The organism is Kocuria sp. CPCC 205258, assembly GCF_040981005.1.
GTDB classification, from domain to species: domain Bacteria; phylum Actinomycetota; class Actinomycetes; order Actinomycetales; family Micrococcaceae; genus Kocuria; species Kocuria rosea.
Map to the genome: position 1 here is coordinate 241438 of NZ_JAVKPS010000001.1, position 18781 is coordinate 260218.

15 protein-coding genes are annotated in these 18781 nt (G+C 74.0%); 14 read left to right on the forward strand and 1 reads right to left on the reverse strand.

Annotated features, from left to right (window positions below; genetic code table 11):
• From RF644_RS01125 to RF644_RS01175, 11 genes are all read left to right on the forward strand, one after another.
• A complete protein-coding gene (locus RF644_RS01125; RefSeq protein WP_368795012.1) occupies window positions 1-444 on the forward strand; it encodes a phage tail protein in 444 nt (147 codons plus the stop codon).
• A complete protein-coding gene (locus RF644_RS01130; RefSeq protein ID WP_368795013.1) occupies window positions 444-917 on the forward strand; it encodes a hypothetical protein in 474 nt (157 codons plus the stop codon). The genes RF644_RS01125 and RF644_RS01130 overlap by 1 nt, the downstream gene beginning before the upstream one ends.
• A complete protein-coding gene (locus RF644_RS01135) occupies window positions 914-1072 on the forward strand; it encodes a DUF6760 family protein (RefSeq protein WP_368795014.1) in 159 nt (52 codons plus the stop codon). The genes RF644_RS01130 and RF644_RS01135 overlap by 4 nt, the downstream gene beginning before the upstream one ends.
• 2715 nt (window positions 1073-3787) lie before the next feature.
• The gene (locus tag RF644_RS01140; protein ID WP_368795015.1) at window positions 3788-4453 is read left to right on the forward strand and encodes a hypothetical protein; all 666 of its coding nucleotides are present in this window, start codon (window positions 3788-3790) and stop codon (window positions 4451-4453) included.
• A gap of 10 nt (window positions 4454-4463) precedes the next feature.
• On the forward strand, window positions 4464-4907 hold the full coding sequence (locus RF644_RS01145; RefSeq protein ID WP_368795016.1) for a phage tail protein: 444 nt from the start codon (window positions 4464-4466) through the stop codon (window positions 4905-4907).
• Between the two features lie 29 nt (window positions 4908-4936).
• Window positions 4937-5761: a LysM peptidoglycan-binding domain-containing protein gene (locus RF644_RS01150; RefSeq protein WP_368795017.1), complete on the forward strand. Its 825-nt coding sequence runs from the start codon at window positions 4937-4939 to the stop codon at window positions 5759-5761.
• On the forward strand, window positions 5748-7580 hold the full coding sequence (locus RF644_RS01155) for a VgrG-related protein (RefSeq protein WP_368795018.1): 1833 nt from the start codon (window positions 5748-5750) through the stop codon (window positions 7578-7580). Before RF644_RS01150 ends, RF644_RS01155 begins: the two co-directional genes overlap by 14 nt.
• A 73-nt stretch (window positions 7581-7653) precedes the next feature.
• Window positions 7654-8061, forward strand: coding sequence for a GPW/gp25 family protein (locus tag RF644_RS01160; RefSeq protein WP_368795019.1), 408 nt, complete (start codon window positions 7654-7656; stop codon window positions 8059-8061).
• Between the two features lie 4 nt (window positions 8062-8065).
• On the forward strand, window positions 8066-10015 hold the full coding sequence (locus RF644_RS01165; protein ID WP_368795020.1) for a putative baseplate assembly protein: 1950 nt from the start codon (window positions 8066-8068) through the stop codon (window positions 10013-10015).
• Between the two features lies 1 nt (window position 10016).
• On the forward strand, window positions 10017-10577 hold the full coding sequence (locus RF644_RS01170; protein WP_368795021.1) for a phage tail protein: 561 nt from the start codon (window positions 10017-10019) through the stop codon (window positions 10575-10577).
• A gap of 10 nt (window positions 10578-10587) precedes the next feature.
• Window positions 10588-11340, forward strand: coding sequence for a zinc-ribbon domain-containing protein (locus tag RF644_RS01175; protein ID WP_368795022.1), 753 nt, complete (start codon window positions 10588-10590; stop codon window positions 11338-11340).
• Between the two features lie 54 nt (window positions 11341-11394).
• Here RF644_RS01175 and RF644_RS01180 read toward each other — a convergent pair whose 3' ends face one another.
• Window positions 11395-14058 (reverse strand): BTAD domain-containing putative transcriptional regulator, encoded by a 2664-nt coding sequence (locus RF644_RS01180; RefSeq protein ID WP_368795023.1) that lies wholly within the window; start codon window positions 14056-14058, stop codon window positions 11395-11397.
• Between the two features lie 376 nt (window positions 14059-14434).
• Between RF644_RS01180 and RF644_RS01185 the strand changes: the two genes are divergently transcribed.
• From RF644_RS01185 to RF644_RS01195, 3 genes are all read left to right on the forward strand, one after another.
• Window positions 14435-15259, forward strand: coding sequence for a thioesterase family protein (locus RF644_RS01185; RefSeq protein ID WP_368795024.1), 825 nt, complete (start codon window positions 14435-14437; stop codon window positions 15257-15259).
• Between the two features lie 123 nt (window positions 15260-15382).
• Window positions 15383-15709, forward strand: a complete 327-nt coding sequence (locus RF644_RS01190) for a 2Fe-2S iron-sulfur cluster-binding protein (RefSeq protein ID WP_368795025.1) — start codon at window positions 15383-15385, stop codon at window positions 15707-15709.
• 85 nt (window positions 15710-15794) lie between these two features.
• Window positions 15795-18665 carry an FAD-binding and (Fe-S)-binding domain-containing protein gene (locus RF644_RS01195; RefSeq protein WP_368795026.1) on the forward strand — a complete coding sequence of 957 codons (2871 nt, stop codon included), beginning with the start codon at window positions 15795-15797 and terminating at the stop codon, window positions 18663-18665.
• Window positions 18666-18781 lie beyond the last annotated feature (116 nt).

Consider the following 18781-nt stretch of genomic DNA (forward strand, 5'->3'; position numbering starts at 1 on the left):
ATGCCACTCGTGGATTTCGACAATGCACCGGCCTACGGCTTCACTGTCACCGTCGACGGCATCGAGGTGCCGCGCGTCATCGAGGTGAGCGGGCTGAAGTCGGAGGTCGACAAGATCGAGCTCAAGCAGCAGACGAACGACGGCAAGTACATCGTCCGGCAGCTCATGGGCCGGCCCAAGGCCGGTGAGATCACCGTGACCCGCGGCCTGACGGACAGCAAGACCGTGACGGACTGGTTGAAGACCGTCATGGAGGGGGACGTGGCCGGCGCCCGCAAGACCGCCTCCGTCGCTCTGCTGGACTACAAGGGCGAGACCGTCAAGACCTACAACTTCGACAACTGCTGGGTGCGCAGTGTGGAGGTCAACTCGCTGAAGGCCGGTGCCACGGAGCAGGCCACCGAGAAGTTCGTGATCTGCTACGACGAGTCCAAGGTCGAGTGATGCAGCGCAGCCACGGCGGAGCGGGGGTGGTGCCGGCTCCCGAGAGCGCCGGCACCGCACCGGGCCTCGAGTCCTCCAAGAACGGACGGGACGAGCGACCCACCCTGCGCACGGAGTTCTCCTTCGATCTGCCCCGCGGCTACGTGGACCAGGACGGGACCCTCCACCGCTCGGGGGTGATGCGCCTGGCCACCGCCCGCGACGAGCTGCTCCCGCTCTACGACGCCCGGGTCCAGGAGAACGCCGCCTACACCACGGTGGTGCTGCTGAGCCGGGTCATCACCTCCCTGGGAACGCTGGGGGCGATCACGTCGAACGTCGTGGAGAACATGTTCGCCTCGGACGTGGCGTTCCTGCAGGACTTCTACCGGCGGATCAATGCGGAGGGCCACACCCGGATCGCGGTGACCTGCCCGGAGTGCTCCCACCGCTTCACCGCGGACCTCGCCGGTGGCCGCCTGGGGGAATCATGACGTACGCGGCCGACCGGATCCACGAGGAGGTCGCGTACGTGGCGTACCACTTCCACTGGGGGCTCGACGAGATCCTGGACATGGAGCACGGCCAGCGACTGCGCTGGGTCCGCGAGATCGCCGACATCAACCGCCGGCTGAGCGAAGAGCGCTGAGCCGTGCGCTGGCCGTGGCAGCGGAAGGAGCCGGATCGGGTCCCCGGGACGCCCTCAGCGACATCCTCGGAGACGTCTCCGGAGACGTCCGCGCAGAGCGCTACCGGGGCGCCGGCGGCGACGCCGTCCGCAGCACCGCTTCGGCCGCCGGCCGATCCCGTCCCCTCCCCTGCCGGCTGGGCCTTCCTGCCGCCCCTCCAGCGGGCCATGGGCGACCTCGAGACGACGACGGCGCCCCACCGGTTCGCGGACCGGCTCCCCACCCGGCTCGACCCGTCGTTCACCGGGACCATGTCCCACCTGATCAGCGCGGACGCCCCGCCGGGAGTGATCGACCTGGACGGCCCGGACGCGATCCCCGTGTCCGACCTGCCCGGCTCCGCGGGCCGCTACGTCGAGCTGCCCCTCCTGCCTCCCCCGGGGCCGCACAGCACCCGGCAGGGTCCCACCATGCAGCGCATCACGAGCAGTGCGTCGACGACCCAGCGCTCGCTGACCGCGGTCCGCGACCGGGACTTCGGCGCGCTGCAGGTCTCCGTGGTGCCCGAGCCCGCGGCGCCCGAGGAACCTCCGGCGCCGGAGGTTCCTCGGGCGCCGGACGCGCCTGCCGAGCCGGAGGGTGCCGCACCGGCCGGCACCTCGGGAGGAGCTGCGTCCGCGGTGCCACCGTCCGGGGCAGTGCCCGCCTACGTGATGGCGCCCGGGACCGCTCCGGGCGAAGTGCCCGCACGGGGCCCGGATGCGGCCGAACGCTCCGTCCCGGCACCGGCCGGCGGGCCGTTGCCCCTGCAGCGGCGGGTGCCGGATCGCCCGGGCCCGGCCTCCGGGGATGCTTCCGGCAGCACGTTCGACGGCACTGCCACATTCGTGCCGCTCCCCGGCAGGCCGTCGCTCCAGCGCAGCCCCGACCCGGCGAGCAGTCCTTCCACCCCGCCCTCCGGCCCGGCCCGGTCGACGCCGCACGCCGCGCCGCAGCACTCCGGCAGACTGGGGCTGGGGCGCCCGTGGCCGGACCCCGTGCGGCCGTCCTCGCCCTCCGCGGAGGAGGTGGTGGTCCCGCCGGCCCCCGTGGACGAGACGGTCCCGCCGGCGGTGCAGCGGGCACCTGCGTCCCACGATCTCCCGATGGCTCACCGCGCGGCCCCGCTCGAGCCCGCCCCGGCTCCGCATGGGCCTGACTCCGCCGCCCCGAGCGGGCAGGAACACCCCGACCCGACGGCTCCCACCCCCGCCCCGCATGGACCGGATTCCGCCGCCCCGAGCCGGCAGGGACACCCTGACTCGGCAGCTCCGGCCGCGGCACCCGTGGCGGAGTCCGGGCCGTCGGGCGACGACGGTCCGCGCCCGTCCGCGCCCAGTGATCCTGCGCCGCAGGCGGTGGCCTTCCCGGAACCGGTCGTGTCCCGATCAACCGTTGCCGAGCGGGGCATGACCCAGCAGGAACGGAACCCCGCAGACCCTGAGAGCAGCACGACGGGATCCGTGACCGGGCCCACCGTGCCGGTCCGTGCCCTCCGCGTCCCGTTCGCAGATCCCCCGCTGTTCGCCGGTCGGCAGTCCCCCGACCCGCACCGGACGGCTGAGCTGCCCGTGGTCTCCCGCACCGCGGCCGGCGCACCTGTGCCCACCGGCCGCGTCGACGCCGTGACGGCCCCGCCGCAGGGCGGCCGGGACGGGGCAGGCGACCGGAGCGGCGCAGCGCCCGACCCGGCGTCGGCGGTGACCCCGTCCCCGGGGCGGGGTGTTGCCGTCCCACCGCACGACACCGTGCAACGGTCAGCGGAACCCGGCGCCGGCGTGCCCGAGGAGTCGTCGACGGATCCCGGGACTGCGGCGATGGCCTTCTCCACCGCACCGGTCCCGCAGGCACCCGGCGCCGCGGCGGTACCGTCCGGACTGCTCGGAGCTTCCGCCGTTCCGCCGGCCGACCTAGCACGTGGGCCGGACCGTCCCGCGGAGCTGCCGGTGGTGTCCCGGGCGTCCGCGCCGCCCGGGGCCGCCGCACCCGCCGCCACACCCGCGGCCACACCGGCCGCCGCCCCGGCCGACGACGAGGCAGGTGACGAGACAGGTGACGAGGCAGCCCACCATGCCCCTGACCAGGTGGCTGCCGAGACCGGTGAGACCTCCCCCTCCGGTGCTGGTCCCGCCCTCGAGAGCCCCGTGCCGTCCGTGTCCACGGGCTCCGAGCCGGTCGTCGCGAGGACGGCCTCCGCGCAGCCGGCACTCGCCGCACCGGCGTCCTCGAAGGTCGAGGCCACACCGTGGGCGACGGCGTCCCCGGGGTCCGGTGGCCCGGACCCGCGGACCACCGCACCGCTGGGCCCGGCACTCGTCCTGCCGTCGTCACCGCCCGTGCAACGCGCGGCGCGTGCGGGTGACGCGTCCACCGCACGGCCGGAGAACGATCCGGTTTCAGGCCACTCGGCGCAGCGCACGTCCCCGGGGGCCGTGACGCAGCCGTCCGCCGCTCCCCCGCTCCAACGGGACCAGATCTCCTGGCCGTCCCGCTCCGCCCGTCCGCTCGGACTGCGTCCCCCGCTGTCGGGGACCGTGGTGTCGCGGGCCGTCGGCGACGTCCCGGCTCCCTACGCCACGGTGCCCTCCGCCACGGCTCCTTCCGTTACGGCACCGCGGCTCGGGACGTCCTCCGCGCCGGCCACCGTGTCGGCCGTGGCACGGACCGCCGCACCGGATCCGGCGCTGCCGCACGGATTGAGGGAATCCTCCGCGCCGGGCTCCGGTTCCGGCCCCGACGTCGGGGCCGGAACCGGAGAGCCGGGCGTCGTCGTCGCGGATCGCGCGGAGGAGGACACCACCGACGCGCTGCCGGTCCTGGCGGCGAGCGCGAGCTCGGCGCTGCTCCCGGCCGGCGGCACCGGCGGGTTCCCGGGCCCGTTCGACGACGGCCCCGCACCCGTGGGCGTACTCCAGCGCGCCGCGCAGAGCGGCGCGCGGCAGCACACCACGGGGACGCGGCTCGCCACGGGGTCCGGCCCCACGGGAACGAGCTCCGTGGCCATGCGGCTCGTGGCCCCGGAGGCGGCCGCTGGAGCACGCCCCGGGAAACCGCCCGCGAGCGCCGGTGCAGGACAGCCCCTGGACGCCGGCACGGCATCGCCCACCGGCCCGGCGACCGTCCAGCGCGACGCCGCGGACGTCGCCCCGGCAGAAGCCGCACCGGCCACGGGGCCGGCGTCCGGGGCGGCCGCGGAACCCGCACGGACCGCCGCCGCACCGGCAGTCCCGGTGGTCGAGGGCATGAGCCAGGAACAGGTCGATGAGCTCGCCAAGCGGCTCGTGGGCCCGATCGTGCGGCGGATCAAGGCCGACATGCTGCTGGACCGCGAGCGCCGCGGTCTGCGGATCGACGTGGGTTGAGGAGGCCGCCATGGCGGAACTGCTGGAAGAGGTCGACACCGGGCTGAGCCTCTACTACGTCGTGACCCTGGACAAGCAGAGCATGGGCGCGTTCAGCACCTGCGAGGGCCTCGGCTGCGAGGTGGTGATGGAGACCCGGGAGGAGGGCGGCAACAACGACTTCGTCTGGCAGCTGCCGAGCCGTTTGAAGTACTCCAACATCACGCTGACCCGGCCCCTGGGACCCGACACCGGGAAGATCGCCGCGTGGTTCGCCGGACTGTCCGGCGGCTACGCGCCGTGCACCGCCGTCATCGAGGTGCGGCGGTTCGACGGCAGCGTCATCGCGTCCTGGGAACTGATCGATGTCGTGCCCGTGCGCTGGAAGGGCCCGTCGCTGAACCCCGACCAGCCGAAAGTCGTCATGGAGACCCTGGAGATCGCCCACCACGGCTTCGTGACCGGCCACGGATAACCACCCGACGGACCAGGAGGTCAACGGCCATGTCGTCATCGACCACGGCGATGAGCGCGACCCGCACGGCGAGCGCTCCGCCGACCCGCGGGCAGGTGCACCGTGACGCGCTCGCGGAGAGCCTGAAGCACGCCAGTCTCGAGGTGTTCGAACCCTCGAAGGACGGTGCGCTCGACATGCCCGGCCCGGCGACCGGCAAGATCGAGTTCCAGTTCAACCCCAAGGAGCTGACCCTGTCGAAGTCCGCGTCCTGGGAGAAGCAGACCGGCAAGGGCAACGAGAAGAGCGGCCCGCCGCAGTACAAGGGGCCCCTGCCGTCGAAGCTGACACTGGAGATGTTCTTCGACGCCTCCGCCAAGCGTGACGACAGCGTGGTCAAAGTGGTGGACAAGCTCTTCAGCTGCTGCATCCCCACGAAGACGTCCCACGAACAGAACAAGGCGTCACCCCCCTGGGTCCTGTTCCGCTGGGGAACCCTGACGGGGTTCCTGGCGTACATCAGCAGCGTGCAGGCCAAGTACACGCTGTTCACACCGGCCGGGTTGCCGGTCCGGGCCGTCTGCACGGTCACCCTGGAGGAGATCTCCGGCAAGTCCCCGGGCCAGAACCCGACCTCCGGGGGGCTCAAACCGCGCCGGGCGCACGTGGTCGTCGAGGGCGACACCCTCGCCGGGATCGCCTACGCCGAGTACGGCAACCCGTCGCTGTGGCGGGCGGTCGCGGAGCTGAACCGCCTCGACGACCCCATGCGGCTGCGGCCGGGCAGCACGGTGCTGCTGCCCACCATCGACGAGATCGCCCATCCGCGGGAGCCGGACGCGCCACGAGGGGCGGGACGGCATGGCCTTCGGTGAGGAGTTCAGCAGCACCCTGCTCGTTGAGATCAAGGGCAAGCCGCTGCCACCCGACCTCGGTGCGATGCTGTCGGAAGGCTACGTGGACGACAGCGCCAACGTCCCGGACCTGTTCGTCCTGCGCTACAGCGACGAGAACGCGACCTTTCTCGAGAAGACCTCCGTCCGGATCGGTGACCCCGTCGTGCTGTCGGTGCAGCGGAGCGGCCCGGCGGGGCCCACTCCTCTGCTGTCGGGCGAGGTGACCGCCCTCGAGACGGAGCTGGGCGGCGACGGCGCCTACACGGTGGTGCGCGGTCTCGACCACTCGCACCGGCTCTTCCGCGGGCGGAGGGTGGAGGCGTACCTGCAGAGCACCGCCGCGGACATCGCCCGCACGGTGGCCGGCCGCGCCGGCCTGAAGGCGGGGACCATCGACGCCCCGGGGCCCGTGCTGGAGCACGTGGCCCAGGACGGGGTGAACGACTGGGAGTTCCTGCGACGCCTCGCCGACGAGACGGGCGCGGTCCTCGACGTGACCGAGGGCGCCCTGCACTTCACCACGGCGACCGACGCGGCGGACGCCCCCTCCGGGGCGGGCGGCGCACACCAGGATCCCCTGGTGCTCGAGAAGGGCGTCAACCTGCTGGCCCTGCGCGGGACGGTCACGTCCGCGGACCAGGTGCCCGACGTCGAGGTGCGCGGCTGGGACGTGGACGGCAAGCGGGAGATCGTGGCCGTGGCCCCCGCGAAGACCTCGAGCGCGGTGCTGGAGGGCACCGGGCCCACCGACCTGGCCACGACGTTCAAGAGCCCCCGCTATGTGGCACGGGCCACGGTGTTCGACCAGCCGGCCCGGTGCGAGGCCGCCGCAACCGCCCTGGCGGCCCACCTCGCGGGGGGCTTCGCCGAGCTCGACGGAGTGGCCCGCGGCAACCCCCGGCTGCGCTCCGGTGCCGCCGTCTCCCTGGTGGGGGTCGGCGCGCCCTTCGCGGGCCGCTACACGCTCAGCTCCTCGCGCCACGACTTCAGCCCCGAGACCGGCTACCGGACGTCCTTCACCGTCAGCCACACCTCGGAGCGCTCCTTCTACGGGGTCGCCAGCGGGGCCGGTCTCCGCAGCGGCAGCTCCGCGGCCTTCCCCGGGGTCCTCAACGCCGTGGTCACGGCCGTTCAGGACCCGCAGGGCCAGGGGCGGGTCAAGGTCAAGTTCCCCCTGCTCTCCGACACGTACGAGAGCACGTGGGCACGGACCGTCCAGCTCGGAGCGGGTGCGGCCCGGGGCACCGTGGTCCTGCCCGAGGTCGGGGACGAGGTGCTCGTGGCGTTCGGGCAGGGCAGCTTCCAGCAGCCCTTCCTCCTCGGCGGGCTCTACAACGGCCAGGACCTGCCGGACAAGCCGTGGGGCGAGCACGTGGGATCGACCGACGGGGCGATCGAGCGGCGGGCCTTCGTGTCCCGCACCGGGATGCTCGTCGAGTTCGTGGAGACCCCCGGCGAGGAGCGGCTGACGCTGAGCACCCACGGCGGCGCCCAGACGGTGTCCCTGATCCAGAAGGGCGCCGCCGGCATCGAGATCCTCTCGGAGGGCCCGGTCACCGTGACGGCCAAGGACCGGATCGACGTCACCACCTCCACCGGGGACATCACCGTCAAGGGCAAGAACGTGACGGTCGAGGCGACCGCCGCACTGGCCCTCAAGGGCGCCACGGTCACCGCGGAGGGCCGGACCGCGGCGGAGCTGAAGGCCGCCAGCGTCAAGGTGGCCGGCACCGCGGCGGCCGAGCTCTCGGGCGGGGCGACGACCACGGTCAAGGGCGGGCTGGTCCGCATCAACTAGGGGCCGGCCGCATGGCCGCGCCGGGAAGCAGACAACGGCAAGCAGGAGACGGGAAGCTGGAGGAGGCAGGACGATGGGACAGGAGTTCATCGGCTCCGGGTGGGCCTTCCCGCTGCGCACGGACCGCACCGGGAGCATCGCGCTGGCCCGCGAGACGCGGGAGATCGAGGAGAGCATCTACCTCATCCTGGCCACGGCCCCCGGCGAGCGGCCCATGCGCCCCGAGTTCGGGTGCGCTGTGCACGACTACGTGTTCGCCCCGGCGGACGCCTCCACCGCGGGGGACATCGCCTTCGCCGTCCGGGTGGCCCTCGACCGCTGGGAGCCGCGGATCAACCTGGAGGACATCCTCGTCCACCTCGACACCGCCGCGGACGGGGTCCTGCTCATCGAGGTGCAGTACACCGTGCGGGGCACCAACGACCCGCGCAACCTCGTGTTCCCGTTCTACACGATCCCCCGCCACGACCAGGAGACGTGATCCGATGCTCCCCTCACCGCACCTCGACGACCGCCGTTTCCAGGACCTGGTGGACGACGCCAAGCGCATGATCGCCCAGCGCTGCCCGGAGTGGACGGACCACAACGTCTCCGATCCCGGGGTGACGCTGATCGAGGCGTTCGCGTTCATGACGGACGAGCTGTTCTACCGCCTCAATCGCGTCCCGGACCGGCTGTACATCGCGTTCCTGGAGCTGCTCGGGGTGAGCCTGCACCCGCCCACGGCGGCCACCGTGGAGCTGCTGCTGTGGCTGTCCGCGCCCCAGCCCAGCCCGGTCGTGGTCCCGAAGGGGACGGAGGCCGCCACTCGGCGCACCGACGAGGACGACACCGTGTCCTTCGCCACGGCCCGCGAGCTCGTGATCCCCCCGCGGGAGCTCGCCCACCTGAGGACCAGCACCCGCGGGGGCGATCCCATCGCGCGGCCCGTCCGTGCCCGCGGGGACGAGGACTTCCCGGCCTTCGGCGACCCTCCCCTGCCCGACGACGTGCTGCTCCTGGGCCTCGACGACAGCGCCCCCTCGTGCGCGCTCGCCCTCCGCTTCGACTGCGAGGTCCGCGGCGTCGGCGTCGATCCCCGCTACCCGCCGCTGGTCTGGGAGGCCTGGACCGGCGCCGCGTGGACCCGCTGCGACGTGGACAAGGACGGGACGGGCGGGCTCAACCGCCCGGGCGACGTGGTCCTCCACCTGCCCCACGCCCACACGGCCTCGATGGTCGGCGGGACCCGGGCCGGCTGGGTGCGCTGCCGGGTGGTGCACCCCCTCGAGGGCTTCCCGCCCTACAGCGCCTCCCCCCGCATCCGGTCGGTCGGCGCCTTCACGATCGGCGGCTCCGTCCCGGCGGTGCACGCGGAGACCGTCCACGACGAGGTCCTGGGTACCTCCGAGGGCACCCCTGGCCAGTCGTTCCCGCTCGCCCGCCGGCCCGTGGTCCCCGGCGGCCCCCCTTTCGCTGTCGAGGTCACCGACGCCTCCGGGTGGCAGACCTGGACGGAGGTCGACTCCTTCGCGAACTCCTCCCCGGACGACCGCGTGGTCCGGCTCGACCGCGGCGAGGGCGTCGTCCGGTTCCCGCCCGCCGTCCGGGAGGCGGACGGGTCCCTGCGCGCCTACGGCGCCGTCCCGCCCGTGGGCAGCACGATCCGGGTGCGGGAGTACCGCACCGGAGGAGGACCCCGCGGCAACGTCGCCGCGCACGTGGTCACGGTCCTGCGCTCCACGATCCCCTTCGTCGTGCGGGTCGAGAACCGCCGCGCGGCCCAGGGCGGCGTCGCGATGGAGACCGTCGAGCAGGCCCGGCAGCGCGGTCCGCTCGCGCTGCGGACCAGGGACCGGGCCGTGACCACGGAGGACTACGAGCAGCTGTCCCGCCGGGCCGCTCCCGGCATCGCCCGGGTGCGGTGCATCCCCGCGTCCTCGGACGCGGACGCGGGCGGTGTCCGGGTGCTCGTGGTCCCCACCGCCGTGCCCGACGACGAGCACCGGCTGCGGTTCGGGGACCTCGTCCCGGACGACGACACGCTCACCGTCGTGGCGGAGTACCTGGACGAGCGTCGCCCGGTCGGGGCCCGGGTGGTCGTGGAGCCGCCCCGGTACCGGGGCGTGACCGTCGTCGCCCGGCTGACGGCCCGCCGGAGGGTCGCCACCGACACCCTCAAGCGGGAGGCGCTGAAGGCCCTGTACGAGTACTTCGACCCCATCCGGGGCGGACCCGACGGCGACGGCTGGCCCTTCGGCCGGCCGGTGCAGGCGGGCGAGGTGCACGCGGTGCTCCAGCGCCTGCCCGGCACCGAGATCGTCGACGACGTGTTCCTCTTCGCCGTGGACCCCCGCAACGGTGAGCGCGGGGACCGGGTGCAGCGGATCGACCTGGACAGGCACGACCTGGTGTTCTCCTTCGGTCACCAGGTGCGAGTCGCGGAGGGAGAGTGAGATGCGCGGACGGATCCCCGGACTCGTCAGTCCCGTCCCCGTGGCGTCCCGCTTGCCCGCGGTGCTGCAGGAGGACGAGTTCCTGCAGCGGTTCCTCGCGGGCTTCGACGAGTCGCTGGCCCCCGTGTTCCTCACCCTCGACGGTCTGGCGTCCTATGTGGACCCGCGGCTGGCGCCCGAGGACTTCCTCGACTGGCTCTCCGAATGGGTGGGGGTGCGCGCCGACGAGCACTGGCCGGTGGCGCAGCGCCGGGCGATCGTCACCAACGGGGCGCGCATCCACCGGCGCCGCGGCACCGCGGCGGGCATCGCCGACGCCGTGCGGCTGGCGGCCGCGGGCGTCGTCCACGTCGACATCGAGGACTCCGGAGGGACGGTGTGGTCCCGGACCCCGCACACCGCGCTCCCGGGGAGCCCGCGCCAGGGACTGCACGTGCGCGTGCACGCGAGGTCGCTCGAGGACGTGGACGTGCGGCGCCTGGACGCCGTGGTCCGTGCCGTGAAGCCGGCCCACGTCCCGCACACCCTCGAGGTGGTCCGGACGACCGAGAACGGCACCTGAGGAGCTCGAGATGCAGACCTGTCCGGAGTGCGGCACCCGCAACGCAGCGGGCGCCGAGTTCTGCTCCAACTGCGGCGCGTACCTGGCGTGGGAGGACGAGCAGTCCCCGCCCCGATCCGGGACTCCCGCGCCTCCTCCGGCGCCGGAGACCAGCAGGCGCCCTCCGCCGCCGCGTCCGGAGCGACCGGCCCCTCCGCAGTCGCGGCCCGAGCCACTGCCCCGTCCGTCGCCGCCGCGTTCCGGGCCGGTCCCGGGCCCCGGGCGCGGCCCGACGCGGCACAACCCGCAGAAGGTGCGCAGGATGCCCCCCGATCCGGACGAGCGCGACGACCGGACCGTCGTGCTGCCGCGGATTCCGGACGACGTGCCCGGTCCCGGGCACTGGCCGAGCAATCCGTCACCGCCCGACGGCACAGAGCGGCCCGGATCGTCGTCGACGGTTCGCGGGCCGGGACCGGTCCCACCGACGAGGGAACCCCCGCCGGTTCCACCCGGGAACACCCGGGCCTGGGCGCCGCGCCCCCTGGAGGACGAGCCCGAGAGGTCGATCGCGCCCGGTGAGGTCGCCTGTCCTCGGTGCGGCACGGGGAATCCGCCGGAACGGCACTTCTGCCGGCGGTGCGCCACGGAGCTCCGCCGGGACAGCCCCCGACCCGTACCCCCGCCGCCCACGCCGTCCCGCCGGGGACGGTCGCCGATGGTCTGGGTCCTCGGGGTCCTGGCGGCCCTGCTCGTCCTGTGGCTGCTGCTCGATCTGCTGTAGGGGCCGGTCTGCCGGGTACGGGCGCCCGGTGCGACGTCCCGACGCGCCCGCCGGTCAGCCGGGACCCGGGGCGATGCCGAGGGAGTCGAGCATGTCGCTGTAGCGTCGCCGGGTGCGCTCGGCCTCGGCCACCTCCCCGGCGTCCCGCAGCAGCTCGATGAGCAGCCGCCACGAGTCGTCGCTCCAGGGGTTGATCTCCACGCTGCGGACCGCCGCCGCGATGGCGGCCTCCCGGCGTCCCAGGGAGGACTTCGTCCGCGCGAGTGCCCCGGCGGCCTGCGCGGCGCGCAGCCGGAAGTGGTCGCGCGTCTCCAGCAGCCACTCCGCAGGACCTTCCTCCGGGAACACGTCACCGGAGTACAGCTCGACCGCACGCTGCAGAGCCGCATCCGCCCGAGCTCGGTCCCCCCGGCGGCGAGCCGTCTCGGCCTCGTGCAGGAACCGGTCGAACTCGGCGAGATCGCACCACGTGCCCGGACCCGGGAACAGCACGTAGGAGTTGCCCTGGCGCACGATCGCCCGCCGGCCGTCGCGGTCGCCCGGCCGCTGCAGCACGGTGCGCAGGGCCGAGATGCACACCTGCAGGTTGTGCAGGGCCCTGGGCCCGTCCAGGTCCTCCCAGAGGATGCCGGCGAGCCACTCGCGGTGCACGGGCCGGCCGGTGTGCAGGGCCAGCAGCCTCAGCACCGTCCGAGCACGGGGCCGCACCGCACCGAGGTCCACCGGCACCGTGCCGAGCCGCACCGCGAGCCCACCGAAGCACGCGACCTCGACCGACGGCCCGCCCGGGACGGTCCGCGTCCCCCCGGGCAGGGCCCGCACCTCGAGCGGCGCATCGCCCGTCACCACGGGACGTGGGGCGAGGGACGTCGCCCACCCGGCCAGCACGTCTGCCTCCAGCGCCCGGAACCTGCCGGCGAGAACCTCGGCCCCGTCCCCGCAGGATCCGCCGCCGCGCGATCCGGCGAGGACCATGGCTGCGTGCAGCAGCGCCGCACCCCATGCGTCGCCACGCCGCTCGCACTCGCGGACCACGGCGTCGGTCAGCTCCGCCCCGGCGGGACCGTCGGAAAGGGCTGCCAGCAGACCCTCCGACAACCGGGCCAGCCAGGAGAACCCGTCGCACCGTGCGTGCCGGTGCACGGCCTCCACCTCGCCGGAGGACACGTCGGTGGCGGGGTGGGACTCCTCGGCCTCGAAGAGGGCCAGGACCAGCTGCGCCGCGAGCGCGGGGAGCTGGTCCCGGCCGAGGCACTGGGCGCACCGGCGCAGCAGCGGCAGCGCGGTGCAACGGTCGCCCGCCAGCAACCAGGCGATGCCCGCCGCGAGCAGGTCCTCGTCACGGGGATCGGGCCCCAGGGACCGGGCGACGCCCGCGGGGTCTCGCCGGGTCGCGGTGCGCAGGGCTGGTTCTGACTCGGCCCCCGCAGCAGGGGAGCACGCGCGGTCGGGCAGGCTCCACGCGGCCGCCCGGTCCCGGAGCTGCACGGCGAGTGCCGCGCCGAGAGGATCCGCGGTCTGCTCGAAGGCCCGGCACGCCGCTGTGTGCGCCGCGCCGAACCGCCCGTCGTCGAACAGCCGGCGGGCCTCGGCGAGCCCGAACCACGCGTCCGTGCCGACGAGGTCGGGAGGCAGCCGCTCCGCCCAACCGCAGGACCCCGGGGCGAGGGCCGCCGCGCCGGAGCGCTCCATCAGGCGGCGGGCCTCCTCCCACCTGCCGTCCGTCGCGAGCAGCTCGAGCGCGTTGCCCAGGTCGCCGTCACGCTCCAGCAGCGCGACCGCACGGCCGCGCAGGAGCGCGTAGCGGTCCTGCGCGGTGCCGTCCCGGAGCTCCTGCGCGAAGAAGCGGCGCACCACTTCGGGCATCCGCAGTCCGCCCGCCACGTCGTCGTCCGACAGGAGGGACCGGCGTCCCAGCTCGTGCAGCACGGGCTGCGCGGCACCCGCCGCGCCGTGGAGCTCGTCGCAGCGCCGCGGGATCACGACGTCGAACATCGAGGCGAGCTGCAGCAGTTCCGACTCCTGCGCGGAGAGGTCTTCCAGCACGTGCTGCCTCAGGTAGTCCCATGCGTAGTGGGCGCCGGCGGTGCACGCCGCCCGGTGCCGCTCCACGGGGCTGCGGTGCATCGCGTGGAGGTGGAAGAGATGGAGACCGGCAGCCCAGCCGTCCGTGGTCCGCACGAGGTCGAGCATCTGGGCGGGTTCCAGGGCACAGCCGTAGACGTCGCGGAAGAGTGCGTGGGCCTCGTCGGCCCGGAAGCGGAGGTCGTCGCCGTCGACGAGCACCGCTGTGGAGAACTCCGACCGGGCCAGGTTGAAGGACGGCACCCGCCGGCTCGCCACCAGCATGTGGACATTGGGGGGGCTGAGGAGGAGCAGCCGCTCCAGCTCCGTCTCGGCCGCGGTCCCGGCGACCAGGTGCACGTCGTCGAGCACGATGAACAGGGGGCGGCCGGCCCGAGCCGCCAGTGAGGCCAGCTCCGCCGTGGCTCGTGGCTCCGGACCGCCCAGCAGCACGGCGACCTCTCTGGCCAGACAGGCCAGCAACCGGGCGGGGTGCGCGTCCGCCGGACCCATCCGGTGCCAGATCAGGAGGTCGGTGCGGCGAGCCGCCCAGTGGGCCAGCAGCGTGGTCTTGCCGGTCCCGTGCGGGGCCACCAGGAGGCCGAGGCGGGCGGAGAGCACACCGTCGAGGCGGCGCACCAGGCGCTCGCGCACGAGCCCGTCGGCGCAAGGCGGGACCAGACCGTGAGGGACATCGTCACTGCCCGTCATGGCGTCCACCCCCGGGTGGTCTCGGCGTGGCCGGTGCGGTACGGGAGGCGCCCCGGAGGCGCTCGCCCGGCAGGGACCGCCCGGCGCGTCCTCTCGCCGAGCCACCGGCCCCGATCCCATCCTAGAGGGGATCTCCCCTGGTCAAGCCGGAAAATCAGTGCGTTACACGCACCACGATGCCGTCGCGGACGACTGGCGGAGACCCACGTCCCACAAGCGCCCGGCGGGGCAGGAGCACGTGGTGAGCCGGGCGATGGGTAAGGTCGTCCGCGTCAGCAGTGACGACGAAGCCATGACGACACGACGACGAAGAGGAGCCATGACCGGAACGCTGGGACACCTGGGAGCGGACGGGGAGGAGTACCCGGACGCGTACTTCGTGCGGCTGGACCGCACCCGGTTCCGCTCGACGCTGCACTCGCAGGGCGCGTGGAGCGAGGCCGAGCAGCACATGGGCGCCGCCTCCGGGCTGCTCGCCCACGCCGTGGAGGCCGACCACCCGCGCGCGGACCTCCTGCCCGTGCGCTTCTCCTACGACATCCTCGGCTTCATCCCCGGCGGCGAGGTCGAGGTGACCACGCGCGTGGTCCGCCCGGGCCGCACCATCGAGCTGGTCGAGGCCACCATGAGCCACGCCGGGCGCTCCTGCATCCGGCTGAGCGTGTGGCGGCTGCTCCGGGGCGAGACCGCCGACACCGCCGGCACGCACCGGGAGGCCCTGCCGCCGGTGGGCGACGCCCTGCCCGCCACGATGACCGGGCGGTGGCCGGGCGGCTACATCGCCTCCCTCGAGGGCCGCACCGTGCGCGAGCACCGGCCCGGCCGGGCGGCCATGTGGCTGCGCGCGCCGCACGCCGTCGTCGCCGGGGAGGAGTCCTCCACCACGGCGCGGTTCCTGGCGGCCGTGGACGCCGCCAACGGCATCGCCGTGCGGGTGGGCCCCGACGAGATGGTCTTCCCCAACGTGGACCTGAGCGTGCACCTGGTCCGGGAGCCGGTCTCCCCGTGGGTGGGCCTCGACACGCACGTCACCTTCGGCGACACCGGCGTGGGCCTCACCGAGTCCGCGCTGCACGACGAGGCCGGCTACCTGGGCCAGGTCGCCCAGTCCCTGACGATCCGGCCGCTCCCGGTCTCCGGCTGAGCCGAGCCGGACGGGCCGGGCGCGGGCCCCCGCCCGTCGGTGGGCGCCGCCGCGCGACCGTACAATGGGGCGGGATTTCCGACGTCGAGACCAGGGGCGACCGTGCCCCGAGGAGGCCACCCAGTGAGCAGCATCAACATCACCGTGATCGACCGCGAGGGCAACCGCACCGAGGGCGTCGAGTGGAAGGACTACGAGAGCCTCATGGAGGCCCTCACCCGCCACAAGTACCCGATCCTCGCGACCTGCGGCGGCAACGCGTCCTGCTCCACCTGCCACTCCTACCTCGACCGGACCTCCTTCTCGAAGGCCAACGAGATCAACGACGAGGAGGAGGACCTCCTCGACATGCTCGACGACACCCGCCACGACACCTCCCGGCTCAGCTGCCAGGTCGAGTGGGCGGAGGAGCTCGACGGCGCCGAGGTCACCATCGCCCCCGAGTGGTGAGCCCCCCGTCCCCGCGGGGACGCCCCCGCCAGCCCTGACCAGACCCCGGACGGACCGGCCTCGCCGGCGCGCAGGAAAGTGGACCATGACCGACATCCGCGAGGACCTCACCACCCGCGCCGCCTACGTCTCGGACGCGTCGATCTACCGGCGGCTGCCCGAGGCGGTGGCCGAGCCGCGCAGCGTCGAGGAGATCCGCGAGCTGCTGGCGCTGGCGAAGGAGCGGGGCTGGTCGGTGGTCTCCCGCGGCGGCGGCACCTCCGTGGCGGGCAACGCGATCGGGGACGGGCTGGTCATCGACACCTCCCGGCACTTCAACAGGATCCTGTCGATCGACCCCGAGGCGATGACCGCCACGATCGAGCCCGGGGTGATCTGCGACCAGCTGCGCTCCGCGGCGTCCGAGTTCGGCCTCACCTACGGACCCGACCCCTCGACGCACTCGCGGTGCACGATCGGCGGGATGGTCGCCAACAACGCCTGCGGCTCCCACTCCGTGGCGTGGGGCACGTCGGCGGACAACCTGGTCTCGCTGAAGGTCATGCTCGCCGACGGCCGGGTGGTGGAGCTGCACGAGGGCGGCACCTCCGAGCCGGGGATCGACCGGGCGCTGACCGGGATCCGGGACCGGCACCTGGCCATGCTGCGCACCGAGCTCGGCCAGTTCCCGCGCCAGGTCTCCGGGTACGGGCTGCACTACCTGCTCGGCGAGAAGGGCTTCGACGCCGCCAAGGCCTTCGCCGGCACGGAGGGCACCTGCGGGGTCATCACCGAGCTCACGGTCCGCCTGGTCCGCAGGCCCGCCCACACGGCCCTGGCCGTGCTGGGCTTCGAGGACGCGTTCGAGGCCGCCACGGCGGCGCCGAAGCTGCGCGTGCCCGGGGTGTACACCATCGAGGGCATGGGCGCGGACCTGCTCGACGCCCTGCGCACCCGGCAGGGCCAGGAGCACGCCGGCGGCGAGCTGCCCCGCGGCGGCGGCTGGCTCTACTGCGAGGTCGGCGCGGACACCCTCGAGGAGGCCGAGGCGGCCGCCCGCACCCTGCCGGGGCTCGTCCCGGAGAACGTCGTGGACTCCGTGATCGTCTCCGACGCGGGGCAGGCCCGCGCCCTGTGGCGGATCCGCGAGGCCGGCGCCGGGATCGTCACCCGCCTGCCCGACGGCGGGGAGGCCTGGCCGGGGTGGGAGGACTCCGCGGTCCCCCCGGCGCGCCTGGGCGAGTACCTGCGCGACCTCTACGACCTGCTGCACGAGCTGGGCCTCACCGGCATCCCCTTCGGGCACTTCGGGGAGGGCTGCGTGCACATCCGCATCTCCTTCGACCTCGGCACCGAGGAGGGGATGGCGACCTATCGCACGTTCATCGAGCGCGCCGCGCGGCTCGTGCACCGCTACGGCGGCTCGGTCTCCGGCGAGCACGGCGACGGCCGCGCCCGGTCCGAGCTGCTGGCCACGATCTACTCCCCCGAGGCCCTGGCCGCCTTCGCGGAGTTCAAGGCCGTCTTCGACCCGGACGGCGTCTTCAACCCCGGCGTGCTCGTGGACCCGGAGCCCATCGACCAGGGCGTCCGCCCCGGGCCCGGCGCCCGCACGTTCGAGCTGACGCCCGTGCACGCGTTCTCCCGCGACGGCGGCTCGTTCTCCAGCGCGGTCAACCGGTGCGTGGGCGTGGGCTCCTGCCGCTCCGACGTCGGCGCCATGTGCCCGTCCTTCCAGGCGACCCACGACGAGGTGCACTCGACCCGCGGCCGCGCCCGGTCCCTCGCCGAGATGCTGCGCGGGGAGTCCATCACGGACGGCTGGAAGTCGAAGGAGACCCTCGAGGCCCTCGACCTGTGCCTGTCCTGCAAGGCCTGCGCGTCCGAGTGCCCGGTCAACGTGGACATGGCGACGTACAAGGCCGAGTTCCTGCACCACCACTACCGGCACGGCCTGAGCTCCTTCCTGGGCCGGAACCGGCGGCCGATGGCCCACTTCACGATGGGCTGGATGCCGCTGCTGATGCGGATCGTGGAGAAGGTGCCCCTCGCCTTCCGGCTGATCAACCTCCTCGAGTCCCACCGCGGCGTCGAGGAGCTGACCAAGCGGCTCGGCGGGATCGAGCCGAGGCGGCGGATGATCTCCTTCGCCGAGCAGCCGCTCACCCGGTGGTTCCGCGGCCGTCCCGCAGCGCGCTCCGGGGGCGGGCCCGCCGAGGCCCGACCGTCCGTGGTGCTGTGGCCGGACACGTTCACGAACTTCTCCGCCGACGCCCCCGGCAGGGCCGCCGTGGAGGTGCTCGAGGCCATGGGCTACCGGGTGCTGATGCCCATGGGCAACGTCTGCTGCGGGCTGACCTGGCACTCCACCGGGCAGCTGGAGATGACGCAGAAGGTGCTCCGCCAGACCCTGGACGTGATGGAGCCGCTGATCGAGGCCGGGTACCCGATCATCGGGCTCGAGCCCTCGTGCACGGTCATGCTCCAGGAGGAGATCACCGAGCTGCTCCCCGGCGACCCCCGGGCCCGGCGGGTCACCGAACTGACGACGACGATCGGCGCGTTCGCCGCCCGCCACCTGGCCGAGGGCGGCGCGTGGCCGTTCCGGGAGCTGGCCACCGAGGCGGGCCCCGCCGGTGCCGTGTGCCAGGTCCACTGCCACCAGCAGTCCATGAGCGGCTACGGCCCGGAGCTGGAGGTCCTCGCGAAGCTGGGCGTGGACACCGCCGTGGTCGGCGGCGGGTGCTGCGGGCTCGCGGGCAACTGGGGCTTCGAGCCCGGCCACTACGAGGTCTCGCAGACCCTCGGCGAGCGGGAGCTGTTCCCCGCGATCCGGGCCGCGGCGGACGGGACGATCGTGCTCGCCGACGGCTTCTCGTGCCGCACCCAGATCGCCCAGGGCACGGGCGCGGACGGCGTCCACCTCGCCGAGGTGATGCGCGCGGCGCTGCCCCCGGCGGAGCCCGGCGAGCGGTAGCCCCCGCCGGGAGCGGCCCCGGCCGGGGCGGGCGCCGCCTCCGGCAGCGGTGTCGGTGGCCCTGCCTAGAATGAAGCACCTGGGAGGGATCCCTTCCCGGGACGTGGCACGCCACG